Annotated in this window: 14 protein-coding genes; 4 read left to right on the plus strand and 10 right to left on the minus strand. The window is 71.1% G+C overall.

Features of this window, described 5'->3' with window-relative positions; genetic code table 11:
* The first annotated feature begins 260 nt into the window (after positions 1-260).
* On the plus strand, positions 261-2,291 hold the full coding sequence (locus tag K4B79_RS02515) for an autotransporter-associated beta strand repeat-containing protein (RefSeq protein ID WP_232024492.1): 2,031 nt from the start codon (positions 261-263) through the stop codon (positions 2,289-2,291).
* A gap of 51 nt (positions 2,292-2,342) precedes the next feature.
* On the opposite strand, the gene K4B79_RS02520 is transcribed toward K4B79_RS02515, so the two are convergent.
* The 3 genes from K4B79_RS02520 to K4B79_RS02530 form a co-directional block, all read right to left on the minus strand.
* Positions 2,343-2,750 (minus strand): RidA family protein, encoded by a 408-nt coding sequence (locus K4B79_RS02520; protein ID WP_232024493.1) that lies wholly within the window; start codon positions 2,748-2,750, stop codon positions 2,343-2,345.
* A gap of 146 nt (positions 2,751-2,896) precedes the next feature.
* Positions 2,897-3,622 (minus strand): DUF4328 domain-containing protein, encoded by a 726-nt coding sequence (locus tag K4B79_RS02525; protein ID WP_232024494.1) that lies wholly within the window; start codon positions 3,620-3,622, stop codon positions 2,897-2,899.
* Between the two features lie 120 nt (positions 3,623-3,742).
* On the minus strand, positions 3,743-5,119 hold the full coding sequence (locus K4B79_RS02530) for an amino acid permease (protein ID WP_232024495.1): 1,377 nt from the start codon (positions 5,117-5,119) through the stop codon (positions 3,743-3,745).
* Positions 5,120-5,254: 135 nt separating this feature from the next.
* Between K4B79_RS02530 and mmuM the strand changes: the two genes are divergently transcribed.
* The 3 genes from mmuM (at position 5,255) to K4B79_RS02545 (ending at position 8,114) form a co-directional block, all read left to right on the plus strand.
* A complete protein-coding gene (gene mmuM / locus K4B79_RS02535; protein ID WP_232024496.1) occupies positions 5,255-6,175 on the plus strand; it encodes a homocysteine S-methyltransferase in 921 nt (306 codons plus the stop codon).
* Between the two features lie 117 nt (positions 6,176-6,292).
* Positions 6,293-7,363 carry a LacI family DNA-binding transcriptional regulator gene (locus K4B79_RS02540; protein ID WP_232024497.1) on the plus strand — a complete coding sequence of 357 codons (1,071 nt, stop codon included), beginning with the start codon at positions 6,293-6,295 and terminating at the stop codon, positions 7,361-7,363.
* Between the two features lie 112 nt (positions 7,364-7,475).
* On the plus strand, positions 7,476-8,114 hold the full coding sequence (locus tag K4B79_RS02545; RefSeq protein WP_232024498.1) for a dihydrofolate reductase family protein: 639 nt from the start codon (positions 7,476-7,478) through the stop codon (positions 8,112-8,114).
* 38 nt (positions 8,115-8,152) lie between these two features.
* Here the strand turns inward: K4B79_RS02545 and K4B79_RS02550 are convergent, their stop codons facing one another.
* The 7 genes from K4B79_RS02550 to K4B79_RS02580 all read right to left on the minus strand — a co-directional run bounded on the left by K4B79_RS02550 (position 8,153) and on the right by K4B79_RS02580 (position 19,283).
* Positions 8,153-9,736: a carboxylesterase/lipase family protein gene (locus K4B79_RS02550; RefSeq protein ID WP_232024499.1), complete on the minus strand. Its 1,584-nt coding sequence runs from the start codon at positions 9,734-9,736 to the stop codon at positions 8,153-8,155.
* Between the two features lie 139 nt (positions 9,737-9,875).
* Positions 9,876-11,123 (minus strand): alginate lyase family protein, encoded by a 1,248-nt coding sequence (locus tag K4B79_RS02555; protein WP_232024500.1) that lies wholly within the window; start codon positions 11,121-11,123, stop codon positions 9,876-9,878.
* A 29-nt stretch (positions 11,124-11,152) separates the two neighbouring features.
* A complete protein-coding gene (locus K4B79_RS02560) occupies positions 11,153-14,506 on the minus strand; it encodes an alginate lyase family protein (protein WP_232024501.1) in 3,354 nt (1,117 codons plus the stop codon).
* A complete protein-coding gene (locus tag K4B79_RS02565; RefSeq protein ID WP_232024502.1) occupies positions 14,503-16,029 on the minus strand; it encodes a glycosyl hydrolase family 28 protein in 1,527 nt (508 codons plus the stop codon). The genes K4B79_RS02560 and K4B79_RS02565 overlap by 4 nt, the downstream gene beginning before the upstream one ends.
* Before the next feature lie 46 nt (positions 16,030-16,075).
* Positions 16,076-16,939, minus strand: coding sequence for a carbohydrate ABC transporter permease (locus K4B79_RS02570; RefSeq protein WP_232024503.1), 864 nt, complete (start codon positions 16,937-16,939; stop codon positions 16,076-16,078).
* Positions 16,936-17,934: a carbohydrate ABC transporter permease gene (locus K4B79_RS02575; RefSeq protein ID WP_232024504.1), complete on the minus strand. Its 999-nt coding sequence runs from the start codon at positions 17,932-17,934 to the stop codon at positions 16,936-16,938. The genes K4B79_RS02570 and K4B79_RS02575 overlap by 4 nt, the downstream gene beginning before the upstream one ends.
* A complete protein-coding gene (locus tag K4B79_RS02580; RefSeq protein WP_232024505.1) occupies positions 17,931-19,283 on the minus strand; it encodes an extracellular solute-binding protein in 1,353 nt (450 codons plus the stop codon). The genes K4B79_RS02575 and K4B79_RS02580 overlap by 4 nt, the downstream gene beginning before the upstream one ends.
* Between the last annotated feature and the right edge of the window lie 198 nt (positions 19,284-19,481).

The following is a 19,481-nucleotide window of genomic DNA, read 5'->3' on the forward strand; positions in this document are numbered from 1 at the left end:
GTCCTGAGAGTGATGTTCGATATTGAGAACATCTGTTGTGATTGCGAACAGCCGAAAGGTAAGGCTGGGGAACGGGGAGGTCAACGGGTTGGACGCGACAAGAGAAGGCGCTTTCTGCATGCGCTTTCTGTCGGCCCGCGGACTGAGCGGAACCCAGGCCTCAGTTTTTGTTATCGGCGGCCCCTCCGGCCCGTCTCCGATACGTGCGCAGCCATACCCACAGGACAGCAGCGGTCATCGCCGTGATGGTGACCGCCTCGATGGCCATCGCTCCCCAGGCGGTGGCCGCCGGCCCCCGGGACGTCACCGCCGACGTCCTGGCCGACCGGGACGTCACGCTCACCGGTGACACCGTGGTGACCGTCCCTGCGGGGACGACGACCTACGACGGGGTGTTCCGCGGCGAGGGCACCCTCACCGTGCGCGGCACCGGGACGCTCGTCCTGACCAAGGACAGCGACTTCACCCTCCCCCGGTCCCGGCAGCGGGTGTCCGTGCGGGGCGGCAACCACCCGTACGTCACGACGACCGACCCGGACCCGCCCGCGGTCACCGTGGAGCGCGGCGCCACCCTCCAGTACGGCGACGGCGGCACGGCCGGCCTGATCGGCCACTTCCCGTACGGCACCCCGGCCTTCCGGCTCAACCAGGACAACATCCGGGTCGACGGCACCCTGCGGCTCGCCCTGAGGAGCGCCTACAACCTCGGCCACGTCAGCGGCTCCGGGCTGATCAGCCAGCCCAGGTTCCTGTGGGGCACCTGGGACCTGTCGGGCACGAACTCCTTCTCCGGTGTGATCGACAACGGCACGCAGGTCAACGCCGGACGCCCGGAGTACGCAACCTCGCTGCCCCGGGTGCGCAAGATCCTCAACCAGGGCACCTTCACCGTGGACACCCCGCTCGGGCAGACCGTCACGATGGGGATGGACTTCTACCAGCGCGAGTACGGCAGCGACATCAACGTCCAGTCCAGGCCCGGCGGCAAGGTGATCCTCACGGGCCAGTACAGCTGGTCGGACCGGGGCGGCGACCGCGACCCCTCGCTCAGCGACCCCGCCCTGAACTGGACGCCCGCCCGCAAGAACGTCAACAAGCGCGGCACCAACATCAAGGGCGCGGACGTCCAGTGGGGCGACGGGACGACGGACAGGATCTTCATGCCGGGTACCGCCGAGACGGTCTACATCAACCTCCTCGCGGCCCGCTCCCGTTCCCGGCTGACCTTCGACTACAACGGCCCGGTGACGCTGGGCGCCCCCATCGGCGGCGGGCGCTTCCACGACACGCTGTCCGCGCCCGGCGCGGGGGATGTCGTCATCGCCGGGACGCGGGGCAACGACGTCACCTTCGCCGCCGTCCAGTACTACGACGGCGCGACGACCGTCGAGAAGGGCGCCGTGCTGCGGCTCGGCCTCGGCAGGCCCGGCGGCGACGGCGGGCTCTACACGCGGGGCGGCCTCTACAAGGTCGTCAACGACGGCACGCTGGTCCTGAACAACGCGGCCAAGCCCCTGTCCCTGTCCCGGATCAGCGGCAGCGGGTCACTCGTGCAGTCCGGTGCGGCGACCACGACACTGACGGGCACGGCCGTGACGTACACCGGGACGACGACGGTCACGCGGGGCACCCTCGCCCTGTCCTCGGGGGCGACGCTCGCCCACAGCAAGGCGATCCGGCTCACGTCCGCCGGGGCGCGGCTCGACGCCGGGGCGGCGGGACTGCGGGTGTCGACCGCGCTGTCCGGCCGGGGCACGGTGGTGGGGGCGGTGACGAACGAAGGGGTCGTCACCGGTGGTCCGACGGTCTCCGGGGACTACACGCAGCGGGCCGAGGGCCAACTGGTCCTGGGCGACGCCCCGTTGAAGGTGACGGGTGCGGTACGGCTGGCCGGGGAGCTCGACCTGTCGGCCGCGGGTACGGACCCCGCGCGGGAGATCACGGTGCTGGAGCACTCCGGGCACAGGGAGGTCGTCGGGTCGTTCGACGGCCTGAAGGAGGGCACACGGCTCAAGCTCGCCGACACGACCTACCGGATCAGTTACCGGGGCGGGGACGGGAACGACGTCGTGCTGAGTGCCATCACCGCGAGCCCGTCGCCCTCCGAGCGCGATGGGACGCCGTCCGGGGATGTCGCCGCGGAGACGCGCGGCGCGAACACGGCGGGCGGTGGGCTCGGTTGGTGGCCGTACGTGCTGGCCGTGGGGCTCCTGCTCGGGCTGGTGCTGCCTGCGTCGCTGCGGCGGAGGGCAGGGCGACGCGGGGGTGGGCGCCACTCCGCCCGGGGGTGAGCCGCGGCCGGTACCGCGAGGAGGCACCGGCCCCCAGCTCCGGGCGCCCGCTCAGTCGAGGACCGCCGTGGCTTCGATCTCGACCAGATGCTCGGGGATGTCCAGCGCCGCGACACCGATCAGCGTGGCGGGCGGCACCGGAGTGATCCCCAGCTTCGCGGACGCCCGGGAGACTCCCTCCAGGAGCGCGGGCATCCTGTCGGGCGTCCAGTCGACGACGTAGAAGGTCAGTTTCGCCACGTCACCGAAGGAACCGCCGGCCTCGGCCAGCGCGGTGGCGATGTTGAGGTAGCTCTGCTCCACCTGGGCGGCGAGGTCGCCCACGCCGACCGTGACGCCGTCCGCGTCCCAGGCGACCTGCCCGGCGATGAAGACCAGCTTCGAACCGGAGGCGATGGCCACCTGCCGGTAGACGTCGGTCTTCGGCAGTCCGTCGGGGTTCTTGAGGGTGATGGCCATGCTGTCCGTCTCCTTGTCCGAGCTGTCTCTTTCGGTTACTCAGAAACCGTAGGAGAGTGTGCTCTGACATGGAAGAACGCACTTTTCGGTGACTGGGGAACCGGATGGTGACCCAGTAGTGCGTACGGCCGGGCGCGGGAACGGGGTCACCGGGCCGGTGGTTCCGGGACCACCGTGCGGTACGGGCCCTCGGCTGCCTTCAGGCGCTGCATGGACGTCAGCCGGACGGCGAAGTACACGGCGGCCACGGCGGCGGCGATGTCCAGGACGTCGGTCATCATGTACTGCACGACGGCGTCCCGGACCTCGGCGAGCGTGTCGGCGTCGTCGTAGCGTGACCCGGCGTACCGGCCGAGCAGGGTGCTGGAGACGAACAGGCCCCACCACAGGTTCACGGGCCAGATCGGCATCCGGTACGGCTCGCCGTCGGCGGGCAGTTGGGCGCTCGCCCCCCAGATGTCGATGGCGACGCGGTACGGCATCCAGAGGTTGACCAGCGGGATGAGCCAGGCTCCGATGGCCCAGCCGGGCCCGTTGCGGAACCGGTCGGGCCCCAGCGGCCCGGCGTTGCGGCGCGCCCCGAAGAACCAGACGACGAAGAGCACTGCGCAGGGCACGAATGTGATGACCTGGAGGTTCCCGGCCCTTTCGTACAGCGAGTACGCGGCGTCCAACTCCTGCTGGGAAGCCATGACGAAGCCGTGGTTCCCGTCGATCAGTCGGTGGATCCTGAATCCCGCGAACACGGCGAACAGATCGGTGAGGACGACGACCGCGAGCGACGCCGTGACGGCGGCCAGGAGGAGGCGTGAGAAGCGCGGTACCCCGCCGGGCAGCAAGGGTCTCGGGCGCAGCTCACTGGATGCGGACATGACGGTGGCCCCCCACGGGCGAGACATTCGGAGAACGGCCCGCGGAAGTGCGGTGCCAGGGAAAGGTACGCCGAGCCCGGGCGTCCCGTCCATGACAATTCGCAGGGGGCCCGGCGCAGGTCAGGCCGCGGTCTCCGCCGGCTCCTGCCTGCCCCGCAGCCACACGTACACCGGAATCCCCGCGAACAGGAACAGCACGCCCTGGTACACCGCCGCGTATCCCGCGCCCGCGATCAGCCAGAAGGAGAAGGCGAAGGAGAGGGCGGCGACGAGGAGGTCGCGGATCAGGCCCGCCGGGCGGATGCGGGCGCGGCTGCCCTGGGCCAGCCAGTACAGCTGGGCGGCGGCCGAGAGCAGGTAGGGGACGCAGCCGGTGAAGGTGGTGATGAGGACCAGGACGCGGAACGTGGTGTCGGGGCCGGCCGTGTAGTTGAGGGCGATGAGGAGCGTGCCGAGGACGGCGACGGCCCAGACGCCGAAGCCGGGGACACCGCCCTTGCCGACCTTGGCGAAGGGGGCCGGGAAGAGGCCGTCGCGGGCGGCGGCGTAGGGCATCTGCGCGGCCATCAGGATCCAGCCGTTGAGGCAGCCGGTGATGGACGCGACGGCGACCAGGGCGATGGCGGTGCCGCCCCAGGTGCCGCCGGTCATGGCGTTGACCGCGTCGGCGAAGGGGGCGCCGGATTCGACCAGCTCGGCGTGCGGGACGAGGCCGAAGACGGCGACGATGCCGAGGATGTAGACGAGCGCGGAGGCCAGTGTGCCCAGCACGCTCGCGCGGCCGACGTTGCGCTCGGGGTCGCGGACCTCGCCCGCGCTGACGGCGGCGGACTCCACACCGAGGAAGCTGTAGAGGAGCAGGGCGGCGGAGGCGGCGAGGGCACCCGGGACGCTGTCGCCGGTGGCGTTGAACGGGCCGTAGTTGTCGGTGTCGATGAAGAACAGGCCGATGGTGGCGACCAGCAGCAGCGGTACGAACTTCAGGACCGTGGAGACGACCTGGACCGTCCCGACCCACCGCGTCCCGGCGAAGTTCGCGGCGGCCGGCAGCCACAGCGCGGCGAGCGCGACGAGCGCTTCGAGGGTGTGGTCGCCGTGCAGCGGGATCAGGACGTCGACGTAGCCGACGACCGCGACCGCGAGCGCGGCGATGCTGACCCAGCACATCGTCCAGTACGACCAGGCCGACAGGAAGCCCGCGAAGGGGCCGAAGGCGTCGCGCGGGTAGACATAGAGGCCGCCGGTGACAGGGCTGCGGCGGGCCAGCTTGCCGAAGAGCAGGGCGAGCAGGACCGCGCCGACCGACAGGACGACGAAGGCGAGCAGGCTCACACCGCCGTACGGGGCGACGGTGGCGGGCAGCGCGAAGATGCCGCCGCCGATGATGTTGCCCATGACGAGGGCGGTGGCGGCGGCCAGGCCGAACGTGCGGCGGCGGGGGGCCGGTTCCGTCCCGGGCTCGGGCTCGGTGGCGTCTGTGGTGCTGGGGACGGTCATGGCACTCTCGCGGGACGGAGGAGGGGCGGGGAGGTGCGTGATCGTATCCCGGCGGTCCACATGCTGGGCGACCTGTTCATGAAGTGGACACAATCGGCTGGGGACCTCCGCCCCGTCTCGACTACCGTCGATTCCATGACCAGCACCCTCACTCTCGCCGAAGCCCTGGCCGCCGGGACCGTCGTCCTCGACGGCGGGATGTCCAACCAGCTCGAATCGGCCGGACACGACCTGAGCGACGAGCTGTGGTCGGCACGGCTGCTCGCGGAACGGCCCGAGGCGATCACCGAAGCACACCTCGCCTACTACCTGGCGGGCGCGGACGTCGCGATCACCTCCAGTTACCAGGCCACCTTCGAGGGCTTCGCCAAGCGCGGGATCGGCCGCGAGAGGGCCGCCGAACTCCTCGGCCGGAGCGTGGAGTTGGCCCAGGAGGCGGCCGGGCGGGCTCGTGCGAAGGGCGTGACGCGCCCGCTGTACGCCGCCGCCTCGGTCGGACCGTACGGCGCGATGCTCGCCGACGGCTCCGAGTACCGCGGCCGGTACGGGCTGAGCGTGGCCGAGCTGGAGGCCTTCCACCGGCCGCGCGTGGAGGTGCTGGCCGCCGCCGGTCCCGACGCCCTGGCGCTGGAGACCGTCCCGGACGCCGACGAGGCCGAGGCACTGATGCGGGCGGTGCGCGGGCTGGGCGTGCCGGCCTGGCTGTCGTACTCCGTCGCCGGGGACCGCACCCGGGCCGGGCAGCCCCTGGAGGAGGCGTTCGCGCTCGCCGCCGACGTGGACGAGGTCGTCGCGGTCGGGGTGAACTGCTGTGTCCCCGAGGACGTGGACCGCGCGATCGAGATCGCCGCCCGGGTCACCGGCAAGCCGGTCGTGGTCTACCCCAACAGCGGCGAGACCTGGGACGCCGAGGCCCGTGCCTGGACGGGCAGCTCCAGCTTCGCCCCCGAGGAGGTCCGGGGCTGGCGGGCGTCCGGCGCCCGGCTGATCGGCGGGTGCTGCCGGGTGGGGCCGGGGGCGATCACCTCGATCGCGGGAACGCTGGCGGCCGGATAACGCTGCCGGTCGCTTCCTCCCGCTGCTAGCCTCCGCTCGGGAACCGGTTTCCATCCATGTTGCCGCAGTTCCCGAGGGGTGGGCGCAACCGGGCCCGGGAAGAGGGGCGAGGCAGGAATGACCAGGAAGAGCGAGGACGTCGGCCGCAGCACGATCCGGGACGTGGCGGCCCGTGCCGGGGTGTCCGCGTCGACCGTGTCGCGCGTGCTCGGCGGGGTGTACCCGGTGAGCGCGGCGACCCGGACGCGGGTGATGCGGGCGGTGCGCGAGATGGACTACGTGGCCGACGCGCGGGCCAAGGCGGTCGCGGGGGTCGCCACCCCCACGCTGGCCTTCGTGCTGGAGGACATCACGGGGCCGTCGTTCGCGCTCATGGCGCACGGCGTGGAGCGCGAGGCGACCCGGCTCGGCCATCTCTGCCTGGTGTGCAGCACGGAGGGCGACGTCCGGCACGAGCTGGAGTTCGTCGAGATGATGCGGGCCCAGCGGGCCGCCGCCGTGATCCTGGTGGGCGGGGCCGCCGACACCGCCGAGTACCGCGACCGGACCCGCCGGATGGCCGACTCGCTGGCCTCGGCGGGCTCGCGTCTGGTCCTGTGCGGCCGCCCGACGCTGGGCCCCGGGGCACCGGTCACGGTCATCGAGTACGACAACGAGGGCGGCGCCTACGCCCTGGTCGCGCACGTCCTGGCCCAGGGCCACCGGCGGGTGCTCTTCCTCGGCGGCAAGCCGGACCACACCACGGCCCAGGGCCGCGAGCGCGGCTACCTGGCGGCCCACCGCGCCCGCGGCCTGGAACCCGACCCGGCGCTGCTGCGCCACGGCGACTTCACCCGCGACGCCGGCCACCGGCTGATGCGCGGCGCGCTGAAGGAGGGGCTGGACTTCACGGCCGTGGTGGCCGCCACCGACATGGTCGCCGCCGGTGCCCTGACCGCCCTGCACGAGGCGGGCCTGAGCGTCCCGGACGACGTCTCCCTGGCCGGGTACGACGACATCCCCTTCGCCCGCGACCTGCACCCCGCCCTGACGACGGTCCACGTCCCCTACGAGGAGCTGGGCCGCCTCGCCGTCCGCACCGCCCTGGGCCGCACCTCGGAGACCCCCGACGAGCACCTGCTCCTCGGCACGCACGTGGTGGTGCGGGACTCGGTGGCGGCGGTGGGCGAGAGCGGGGCGCGTGCCTGAAGCCGGGTCCTGTCCGACAATTCCCGGGAACGGCCGTGCCCGGGATGTCGATCCGGGCCGGTCCTGTTCGACGCAAGGGTGAGAAAGGCCATCCACACGAGAGGTGAAGGCCATGCCCAAGGTCCGCGTACACAACGTGACGATCTCCCTCGACGGCTTCATGACCGGCGAGAACCAGCGACTGGACGCCCCCTTCGGCGACGGGGTCGGCTGGGGGGACGAACTGCACAGCTGGTTCGTCGCGGCGTCGGAGGACGCCGCCGCGGGCAAGACCGGGATCGACGTCGACTTCTTCACCCGTGCCGATCAGAACGTCGGCGCCACGATCATGGGGCGGAACATGTTCGGGCCGCAGCGCGGGCCGTGGGAGGACGAGTCCTGGAAGGGCTGGTGGGGCGACAACCCGCCCTACCACCACGACGTCTTCGTGCACACCCACCATCTGCGCCCGCCGCTGGAGATGGCCGGCGGGACGACGTTCCGCTTCACCGACGAGCCGGTGGAGACGGTGCTGCAACGGGCGTTCGACGCGGCGGACGGCAAGGACGTCCGGATCGGCGGCGGCGCCGCGGTCATCCAGCAGTATCTACGGGCCCGGCTGATCGACGAGATGCACCTGGTGATCGCGCCGATGCTCATCGGGCGCGGGGAGCGGCTGCTGGACGACCTGGGCGACGGCGTCGAGGGCTACCGGGTGTCCGAGCTGGTGGGCTCACCGGCGGTGACGCACGCGGTACTGGTCCGGCGCTGACCTCACTGACCCGGCTGACTCGGCCGACCTGCCGGAGCTCAGTGCCGCCGCACCGCGCCGGGCAGCCGCAACCGCCGTACCACCGACCGGAGTTCCGTTCCCCGCGCGGGCACGCTCTCCGGCAGGGGCACCATGGGCGGAGGTTCCACGGGCGCGGGGTCGGCGGCCCACAGGGCGAGTTCGGCGTCCCGGGGGCCGTGGGCGAGGTGGGGCGGCCCGTCGCCGAAGATCCGCACGGGGTGGGTGTCGTCCCAGTGCCGCCAGCCGGGATCGCCGTCCGCCGCGAACCGCACCCATGCCGAGTGCATCGCGTCGGCGAGGTCCTGCGGGGCACCCTGGCCGGCGAGCCGGGCGGACTCCGGGACCTCGCCGGTGTCGAAGACGAAGCCCAGCTCCAGGGCGTGGCAGGAGCCGAGGTCGGGCAGCAGGGAGGGCCAGGCGAACTCGTAGACGTACGAGGTGTCGGGGCGGGCGTCGGCCAGGCGCTGGAGGGGGTCGCGCAGCAGATGGTCGGTGACCATCTGGCCGACGATCTCGGCGGTGCCGGACTCGGGGTGCAGGGCCCGGTAGCCGCGGACCACCTCGTGGCCGCAGTGGCAGCGGGCCATGGCACCGGCCAGCGCGACCGCGCCCAGCCGGTCGACGCGCTCAAGGAGCCCGCCCGGGACCAGCCACAGCCGGTACTCGTCGCGGGTCCAGCCCATCAGCACCGGGACGTCCCGGGCCGCCCCGCCGTCGACCAGGGCCTCAAGGGGATCGCGCGGCACGAGGTCGCCGTCGACGACGATCCCGAAGGCCGGGCCGCCGAGCACCGGGCTGCTGAGCCGGCCCACCTCGGCCTGGGTGCGCAGCAGCAGCTCGCGGTCGACCTCGGCGAAGGCGGCCGCGGTGGCCGGGATCTTCAGCCGGGCGGCCATGCGGCGCACCATCCGCCGCACCTTGTCGCGGTCGCCCGCCTCGGGCGGCCCGCTCTGCAGGACGGCCCGCCGGAACAGCCCCTGGGCCTGCGGAGCGGCCAGCAGGGCGCCGGCGCTGATGGCCCCGGCGGACTGCCCGGCCAGGGTGATCCGGTCGGGGTCCCCGCCGAAGGCCTCGACGGACGCGCGCACCCACTGCAGGGCGGCGAGCTGGTCGCGCAGGCCGGGATTGGCGGGGGCGTCCGGGAAGAGGCCGTAACCCTCCACGCCCAGGCGGTAGTTGACCGAGACGAAGACGACACCGTCGCGGGCGAAGGCCCGCCCGTCGTACACGGGCACGGCCGACGAGCCCCGGGTCAGGGCGCCGCCGTGCAGCCACACGAGAACCGGGAGCCGGGCCCCGGGGCCCGGCTCCGGCGTCCACACGTTCAGGTTGAGGCAGTCGTCGCCGGCCACCTCCGGGTCGGACAGGTACTGCGCGAAGGCGTCGGAGTACGGCGGTTTCGGCGCCGTCGGCCCGAAGGCCCCGGCGTCGCGCACGCCCTCCCAGGGCTCGGGCGGCACCGGCGGCCGGAACCTGCGGGGTCCGAAGGGCGGGGCGGCGTAGGGGATGCCCCGGAACACCGCCACGCCCTCCTCGTACCGGCCGCGTACGGCCCCGTAGGGGGTCCTGACCACCGGATCCGTCCGGTCCGCTGCCGTCATCTGCCCACCAGCCTCCCGTGCCGCGCTCGTGCACCGTGAACTTCAGAGCACCACAGGGTGGTCCGGTATTCCGGTGGCGAGCGCGGTTTTACGACTGTTTGGGGGAAGGGGTCACGGGCCGCGTCCGGCCGGTCACGCTCTATTTGGCGAACATCAGGGTGCCGAAGCCGAGCTGGTCGAAGCCGCCGCTGGTGGTGCCGTAGTCCCCGCCTCCTCCCTCGGGGTCGATGGAGAAGCACATCTGGGAGATGTACTTGTCGTCCAGGCCGAGGCGCCGGTTGTAGTGGTAGTGGAGCATCGCCCACACCGGGCGGACCTGGCCGCGGGAGGCGGCGGAGATCACGGTCTGGGAGGACTGGGCGCAGCTCTGGCCGGTGCCCCAGGTGTAGGTGGTGAAGGGCACGTCGTTGCCCAGGTTGTACTTGGCGACGTACTGGGCGGCCTTCATGAAGCGCCTGCCGTCGTACGAGTAGAGGTCGGTGCCCTGGTTCCAGGCCATCTCGCAGATCGCGCCCATCTGGCCCATGCCCATCATGGTGTGGCCCTGGTCGCGGCCGGACTCCTGCCACTGCCCGAGGGCGTAGCCGTCGGAGTCGGTGTAGAGGTACGGCACGGCGTGCGTGATCGAGCCGTTGCCCGCGCCGTTCTTGAAGTAGTTCACGGCCTGGTCGAACTTGGCGCCGTCCTGGTTGAGGATCCCGATGGCCAGGACGGAGGCCATGTTGCACAGGTCCCAGTTGGCCCAGTAGTTGGTGATGCAGGCGTCGTTGTGGCCGGTCAGGAACTGGTTGTTGAGCGGGTAGAAGACCTTGACCATCATCTGCTGGAAGGCGGCGAGGTCGAACCCGTCGTAGTCCCGCATCAGTTCGGCCGCGTTGGCGAACTCCCAGCCGTAGATGCCGGCGGCGAGGAAGCGGTCGGCGTTGCCGGTGATGGAGGTCAGGGTCCTGGCCCAGGCGTTGAGGATGTTGGCGGCGCACACGGCGTTCGCCTCGGTGCCGCCGACGCGCCAGCGCAGCGCGTTCTGGTAGGCGGCGGCGATGTCGTTGAAGAGCAGGCCGTAGTTCTCTCCGGTGCCGCCGCGGATGATCGTGGCGGTGGCCCGGTTGGTCCAGGTGGACTGGGAGTGGGAGTTGGCGACCAGCTTGTTCCAGCCGGACAGCCAGGGGTCGTCGCCCGCGGCGACCCGTACCTTGGCGCGGTTGATGTCACCGGCGTTGTGCAGCATGCCGGGGTGGATCCAGGTCGAGGGGGCCGCGTTCGCCGAGGTGGCGGCGAACGCGGAGCCCAGTGCGACGGCGGCGCCGACACCGCCGACGGCCCGGAACAGGCCGCGGCGGGTCAACTCGGCCTGGTGGAGGTGCCGGTGGGGGGAAGTGCGGCTCATGCTGTGCATCTCCGTTTCCGTGGGGGGAATCAGACGGGGGTGATGCTCACCTCTTCGAACTGAGCGGTGCCGAGGGCCAGCGGGCTGCGGGAGCAGACCACCAGACCCACGTGGTAGGGGGCGTCACCGAACCCGGGGACCTGGCCGGAGGCCAGGGCGGTCCAGGTGGTGCCCTCGTCGGTGGAGACCGCCGCGGCGAACGCGGTCCCGGTGCGCTTCAGCCGTAGCAGCAGGGGGAGTTGGACGGGTGTGGCGCCGGAGAAGGCGGAGGCGCCGGCCACGGTGGGCCGCAGCATCAGCTGCCCGGTGGTGCCTCCGGTGACGATCACTCCGGCGGCCTGGTCGAACGGCGACAGCGACTTGGCCATCAGCAGCCCCACGCGGTCGGCCGTGGCGCCGGTACGGGAGGCCAGCCGGGCGGTGACCTCGCAGTCGCCGGTGACGGGCCGCCGTACGAACTGCCCGGTCATTCCCTGGTTGTTGACGCTCAGGTCCACGCCCGCGCCGCGCACGGTGAAGGTCCCCTCGGCGTACGAGGTGGAGCCGGGGGTGCGGATCGCGACCACGCCGAGGGTCCCGAAGGCGCGCTCGTCGAGGACCACGTCACCGAGGTCGCCGTAGGTCCAGGGGATGGGCGGGGGTGTGCCGACGGTGAGGGCGAGCGTGCCGGTGCCCTCCCCCGCCGCGTTGCCCGCACCGGTGCGGACGGTGAACTCCCCCGTCCCGGTGGGCGTTCCGGAGATCAGGCCGGTGCGTCTGTCGACGCGCAGCCCGTCGGGCAGACCGTCGGCGGTGAACCGCACGGGCTCGTGCGAGCCGCGCAGCAGATGCCTGAAGGCGACCCCCTTGTTGGCGAACGCCGTGGCGGTGGAGGTCAGTTGAGGCATGTCCGGGGTCGGCATGACGGCGGAGGCGGACTCCGACAGCGGTCCGCGTCCGGAGGTGTTGGTCTTGGCGACGGCGTAGTGGTACGTCGTCCCGGGCGTGCCGGTGGCGTCGGTGTACTGGACGCGGGTGCCGGAGCCGACCGGGCCGATGCCCGTCGCGACCGTGACGTACGGGCCGTCGGCGTCGGTGGCGCGCAGCACCTTGTACCGGGCGGACAGGTCCGGGTCGGTCCAGGCCAGCTCGACGGCGTCCGCGCCGCTGCTCGCCCTGAGGTCCCCGGCGGCGCGGGCCGGCTTGGGAACCGCCCAGACCTCGCCGCCGTACGCCGAGGTCACGCTGACGTTGTCGAAGGCGCCGGTGCCGGTCTCGGCGTACTCCTCGTCGACGCCGAGGCAGGAGGTGAGGACCAGTCCCGCGTAGGCGGTGCGGCCCAACGCGACCTCGGTGGTGCCGACTTCGGTCCAGCGGATGCCGTCCGGGGAGATGGCGCCGGTGCAGCGGCGGCCCCTGCGGGTCACCCGCACCCAGTACGGCGTGCGCAGCCGGTAGCCGTCGCCCGCGCCCTCGACGTACGGCGCCTCCAGTGGGGTCGCCGACTCGGGCAGTGCGCCCAGGCCGGAGATCGGGAAGGCGGCGGACGTGGTGATCGCCTGCTGCTGGGAGGGCGGCACGGGGGTGCTGCCGGTGCCGGTGACGGCGGCCCCGGTGGCCGGGCGCCACGAGAACACACCGCTCCAGGTGTGCAGCGGCAGCCCTTGGATCAGCATCGAGGCGTGCGCCGCGTCCGCGTCCAGGGAGGCCCGGACGGTGACGCCGATCTTGGAGTACTGCGAGCTGAGCGGCCACACGATCCGCGCGGTGACCGTGCCGTCGCCGGACAGGGGCAGGTGGACGAGACGGTGGGTGTCGGCGATGCCGGACGCCTCCAGCACGAACCGCTCCCCGTCGAACACGGCCGAGCCGGGGATCCGCACCTGGCCCACATCCCGGGTCGCCCAGGGTTCGGGGAGACCGGCGGAGGCGGACGCGGGAGCCGAATCCCCGCTGCCGCCACGGGAGTTGGCGGCGCTGACGGTGTAGTGGTACGTCCGTCCCGGGTGGGCCCCGCGGTCCGTGTACGCCGGCTTGTCGAGGCCGGTGGCGATCTCCTCGTAGGGGCCCTCGGGCGCGGTGGCCCGGCGGACGCTGTACGTGCTCGCCCACGTGGCGGGCAGCCAGGCGACGGTGATGTCCTCGCCGGTGCCGACGGCCGTGACGCCGGCGGGGGCCGTGGGCACGGTCGGCGTGGGCGCCTCGGTGCCGGCGTAGGTGAAGGTGCCCCAGCTGGGCAGGTCGTCGTTGCTGCCCTCGACGAAGCGGGCGCCGCCGGTGCCGCGGAAGACGGCCGCCTTGGTGTACGGGGTGTCGAGGCCGCGGACGCCGGCGTAGTGGGCGTAGGCCATCTCGTAGATCGGGGGCAGGTTGCCGCGGACCTTCTCGGAGACGGTCGTCTTGATGTACTTGCCGGTGCGGTCCAGGTCGGGGGTGAAGGGGACGTCGCCGCCGAGGTTGTAGCGGGCCGCGTACTCGAAGTTGGCGAGGACGCGGTTCTCGTCGTAACCCCACAGGTCGACGCCCTGGTTCCAGGCGACCTGGGCGAGGTCGCCGGTGAGTCCGGCGGCGAGCTGCTCGTGGCCCTGGTCGCGGCCCGACTCCTGGCCCTGGCCGGCGTCGGTGACGATGCGGTGGGTGATGGAGCCGTTGCCCGCGCCGGCCGCGGCGAACCGCAGGGCGTCCTCGAAGAGGGTGGGCTGCTCGCAGAACACACCGATGGCGGCGATGGTCTGGAGGGCCGTCAGGTCCCAGTTGCCGTTGGCGTAGAGCATGTAGCCGGAGACCGCCGGATACCAGACGTCCAGGAAGGACCGCTCGCAGCGGGCGATGTCCGCCTCGGCCCAGCCGTCGTAGCCGGTGTGCCGCAGCAGCTCGGCCGCGTTGACGAACTTGAAGGCCTGCAGGCCCGCGCCGAGCGGTCCGTCGGCGCCGGTGACCATGGTCAGGGAGGCCGACCAGGCGTTGAGGATGTCGCGGGCCTTGTCGGCGTTCGCGCGCTCGCCGGTGACGGCCCACATCAGGGCGTTCTGGTAGGCGGCGGCCGAGTCGGCGACGGCCTGGTTCTGGAAGTTGGTCGGGCCGCGTCCCCAGGAGGTGATCTGGCCCGCGTTCTGGACGGTGTACGTGGACTTGGAGCGCGCGTGCGCGGCGAACGCCAGGTAGCCGTCGTATATCGGTGCCTGCCGGGCGGCGACCGCGGCCTTCATCCGGGCGAGGTCGGCGGCGCTGTGCAGGAGGCCGGGGTGCGCGAAGGCGCGGAGACCGGTTCTGTGGTCGGCGGCCCGGGCGGTGCCGGGGGCGAGCAGTCCGCTCGCCCCCGCCACCAGCAGCAGGGCGGCCGTGCCGCCGAGGAAGCCCCGGCGGCTCGGTGCGGGAGTGGTTCTCACCGGGCTGGTGCTCATGACGCGGCGGCCGCCTCGGCGGTGGTCAGGAACTTGAGGTTCGTGACGTGCTCGTTGGTGAACATGGGCACGCCGTCCGAGGCCAGGAACCAGCCCGGCTTGCCCCCGCTGTCCCGTATGACCCTGCCGTTGATGCTGAGGTTCTCGAAGGTGACGTCCTTGACGGCGTGGTCCGCGTCGAGGCCGGCGATGATCGAGAGGTCGGCGTTCTTGCCGTTGTAGCTGAGGTCCTTGATGTAGACGTTCTCGATGCCGCGGCCCGCCGAGGTGTTGTACTTCGGGTTGTACTCGACCCGCATGTGGACGAGCTGGCCCCAGCGGAAGTCCTCCACGCGGATGTTGTCGAACTTCACGTCCCGGACGAGGTTGCTGTCGCCGACCATGAAGGCGATGGCGCCCTGGTAGGTCACCTGCGGCTCGCGGTGGTCGAGGATGTCGATGTTCTCGTAGGTCAGGTTCTCCAGCACCTCCGGGTTCTCGGAGTTGCCGTGCACGCCGATGTTGATCGGGTGGGCGACGTCGGCCCAGAGCGAGCAGTTCTTGACCGTGATGTTGCGGGTGTCGCCGTAGAAGTCCCAGCGGTGGGTGTACAGGGCGACGCAGTCGTCGGAGGTACGCAGGAAGCAGCCGTCGACCGTGATGTTCTCGGAGCAGTAGAGCTGGATGCCGTCGCCCCAGCCCTGGTGGCTGAAGGCGCGCAGGTTCTTGATGGTGAGGTTCCGGGACTCGGCGACCCGGACGTTCTCGTAGCGGGGGTTGAGGATCGTGATGCCGTCGATGGTGACGTTCTCGGCCTTGCGGACGAAGAGCGCCCCGTTGGGAGAGTTGTAGAGCACGCCACGGCCGATGAGCCGGGAGTTCTCCACGTTCTCGAAGATCACCTGCGAGGTGAGGACGGCACCGGCGGCCAGATAGACGGTGGTGCCGCTGGGCACCTTCAGCAACCGGTCGGCGGTGGTGTGCAGCCCGGGCCCGAAGTACATGACCTTCTTGTCGCCCTCGGCGGGCACGTCCTGCTCGATCGGGTTCGCGAACAGGTGCAGACAGTCGAAGATCTTGTCGTCGACCTGGACGACGACGTTGCGGGGCCGGTCCAGGGTGAAGCGCGCGGTGCTGCCGAGCACCTCGGGCTTGATGCCGTACGAGTCCGGACGGATCCGGAACTTCTCGCCGCCGCCCGGGTTGTAGGTGACCTCGACCTCGACGGTGCCGGAGAAGTCGAAGGCGGCCCAGGAGGAGTTCTGGGCTCTGTTGCTGCCGGTGGTCGCGTCGATCAGGGCGAGCTTGGCGAGGTGGACGCCGAGCTTCTGCCAGGTGCCGCCGAGCGGCCGGACCCTGACGGTGAAGGAGTTGTTGACCGGCACCTGGGGAAGGGGCGGGTGGACGACCACGCTGTCGGCGGTGGCGGCGGTCTCGTCCGCCGCGGCGGCCTGTGCGGTGCCCGCGATGCCACCGGCCAGGCCGGCGGCGGCGACGGCACCGGCGGCCTGGAGGGCGGTCCGGCGTGACAGGGGCGTGTTCATGCGTAGCTCCTTGCAGAAGGTTCGGTAAGGGGGAGGTAAGGGGGGACTACTTCAGTCCGGTCGTCGACATGCCGGCGACGAAGCCGCGCTGGGCGACGAGGAAGATCAGCAGGATCGGCACGACGTACATCACGGAGGCCGCGGCCTGGAGGTTGGTGATGGGCGTGCCGGCCGAGGAGACATAGGTCGTCATGACGGCGACGGCCAGGGTGGACTTGTCGGTGGAGAGCAGCAGTTGGGGGGCGATGTAGTCGCCCCAGGTCCAGGTGAAGGCGATCACGAAGCTCGCGGAGAGCACCGGCCAGGACTGCGGCAGGAAGATCCGCCAGAAGATCGTGCCGTAGCCGCAGCCGTCGACGATCGCGGCCTCCTCCAGTTCGCGGGGCAGCCCGGCGAAGAACTGGCGGAACAGGAAGACCAGATAGGGGGCGGAGGACAGCCCCCACAGCACCCACGGCCAGTAGGTGTCGACCATGCCGAGCTTGGCGAAGATCAGGTAGGTGGGCAGCAGGGTGATCATCTGGGGCAGCATCATCGAGCCGATGAGGATGCCGAACAGTGTCTTCTTGCCGGGCGCGGACAGCCGGGCGAAGCCGTAGCCGACCCAGGCGGAGCTGAGGGTGACCAGACCGGCGTAGAGGAAGGCGATGATCAGGGAGTTGCGGGCGTAGCCGAGGAAGTCGATGAGGTCGAAGGCGTCGGCGAAGTTGTGCCACTGGATGTGCGCGGGCACCCAGTGCACGGGCGCGGAGGCCAGTTCGGCCGGGGTCTTCAGGGCGGTGAGCACCAGCCAGCCGAAGGGGCCGAGGAAGAGTCCGGTGACGACGACCAGGACCGTGTAGAGGACGAGGCGGTGGGTGCGGATCCGTACGCGGACCGGCGGCTCGGGGTTCAGGCTGGTGGCGGTCACTTCTTCGCCTCCGGGTCGACGTTGTAGAACACCACACCGGACGTGAACCTGAAGATGAGGCCGGTGGCGATGAGGATCAGGACGAAGAGCACCCACAGCAGCGCGGAGGCGTAGCCGTAGCGGCCGAGCGCGAAGTACTGCGAGAACACGTGGATCATGTACGTGTAGTTGGACTGCGGGACCGTGGTGAGCCCGCCGGTGGTGGCGATGGGGGCCAGCAGCATCGGCATGATCGTCTGGACGGAGGCGATCACCCCGGTCACGGTCTGGAAGAGCAGCACCGGCGACAGCAGCGGCACGGTGATGCTGCGGAAGGTCCGCCAGGAGCTCGCGCCGTCGATGCGGGCCGCCTCGTGGAGTTCGCGGGGCACGTCCTGGAGCCCCGCCAGCGAGATGATCATGATGTTTCCGGCGCCCCAGAGCACCGTCATGATGAGTACGTAGCGGGCGTAGGGGTCGGCGAGCCAGCCGACGGCGTCGAAGCCGAAGAACGTCAACACGCCGTTGGTGGCACCGGCGTTCTGGTCGAAGAGGTTCTTGAACGCGATACCCGCGCCGACCGGCGGCACCACCGCGGGCAGGTACAGCAGCGTGCGGAACAGTCCGCGGGCCCTGAGCGGCCGGTTGACCAGGACGGCCAGGCCCAGCCCCGCGATGATCGACAGCGGTACGGAGACCAGCGCGAACAGTCCCGCGCGGCCCAGCGAGTCCCAGGTCACCGAGTCGTTCATCAGCTCGCGGTAGTTGCCGAGGCCGACGTAGTGCCAGTTCGGCGAGATGCCGTCGAACGTGGTGAAGCTCAGCCACAGCGCGTACGCCATCGGCACGATGGTCAGCAGCAGGAAGCCGACGATCCACGGCGCGACGAACATGTAGAACGCCCGGTGCCTGCGCGCGGTCATCGTGGACCGGGGCCTCTCGGCGGACCGGGTCCGGCCGGCGGTGGCGGCGGCCCGCGGCCGGTCCGCGACCGTGGACATCTGATCGACCGTCATCCGACCTGCTCCTTGCCGCGCTTGAGCTGCTCGTTGAGCACCGAGTTGAGGCGTCCGGCGAGGGTGTCGACGGAGATCTCGCCCTTCATCGCGGCCGGAGCGACCTGGTTGAACAGGGCTTCGAAGGAATCGCCCGTGGTGTACGGGGAGAAGGCGACCACCGAGAAGTGCTTCAGCTCGTTCTCCTGCACCTTCAGCACGCGCTTCTGGTGCTCCGCCTTCGCCGGCATCAGCGGGCGCAGGGACTTCAGGGTCGGGATGCCCCAGCCGCCCGAGGCGCGGGCCTTGGCCGGCGCCTCGCCGAAGTACCACTCGAAGATCCGCCAGGCGGCGTCCTTGTGGGGCGCCTTCTTCGGCATCCACAGTCCGGTGCCCGCCTGGCAGGCACTGACCCGCGGACCGCCCTCGAAGACCGGGGTGGGGGCGAGCCGGGAGACCTCCGCCAGCTTCGGGTCGGTGGCGATCATGCCGCCCATCCAGTAGCCGGAGTTGCACATGGCCAGCCGTCCGGCCTGGTAGGTGGGCCCGTCCCAGCCGTTGGGGTCGGGCAGGATCGGGCTCGCCCCGACCTTGAGCCTGCAGTACTCGATGTACCAGCCGAGCGCCTTGCGGGCCTCGGGGGTGGTGAAGTCGACGCGGGAGAAGTCGTCGTTGAAGAGGCTGCCGCCGGCGGACGCCGTCAGGGTCGACATGAGGGTGGCCTTGAGCAGCCCGTTGTAGGTGCCGCCGAAGAGGCTCGTCTGTCCCTTGGACCGCTGGACCAGGCGCTGGGCGGTGTCCAGCCACTCCTCGTAGGTGGTCGGTTCCAGCTCCGCCGGGTAGGAGACCCCCTGCTTGTCGAAGGCCGAGGTGTTGTACCAGTACATGGAGTCCTGGGAGAAGTCCTTCGCCATGCCGTAGCGCGGGCCCTTGCCCTGTGTGGTGCCGTCGAAGCGCCACAGGTCGTTGACCGGGTCGAGGTCGTCGCGCCTGAGCACCTGGCTCCTGGCGAAGTACGGGTCCAGGTCCTCCATCACCTCCCGGGCCGCGAAGTACGCCGCGTCCACGGCACCCACACCGCGTACCAGGTCCGGCGGGTTGCCGCTGGTGAGCATCGCGATCAGCTTGGTGATGTCGAAGTCGACCCGCTTGATCGCGATGCCGGTGTCCTTCAGTGCCTGCTGGACCAGGTCCGGGGTGATGTCGTCCGCCTTGACCATCATCGTGACGGTCTCGCCCGAGCCGCCGCCGACTCCGCTGGACACCTGCATCGCACAGCCGCTCAGGGCCGCCGCGCCGCCCGCCGCGCCGGCGGCGGAGAGGGAGAGAAATCGGCGGCGGCTCATGGGGGCACCGGCATGGGGGCGCATGAACGCACCACCTCCTGCTCTGTTGCTTCGATCCGGCGGAGCAACCGATAGCAACCGGTTGCCGAACGTTGGGGCAGAGCTTCACCCTGTCCGGAAACGGCGTCAAGAGCCTTGACGAATTTTCGAAAAGACTGTGTAACCTCGACGTCACGGGCCAGCCGGCCGAACAGGGCCGATGAGATAGGGCCTGAACTGCAT

Origin of the sequence: Streptomyces lincolnensis (assembly GCF_021173675.1) — a bacterium.
GTDB classification, from domain to species: domain Bacteria; phylum Actinomycetota; class Actinomycetes; order Streptomycetales; family Streptomycetaceae; genus Streptomyces; species Streptomyces lincolnensis_B.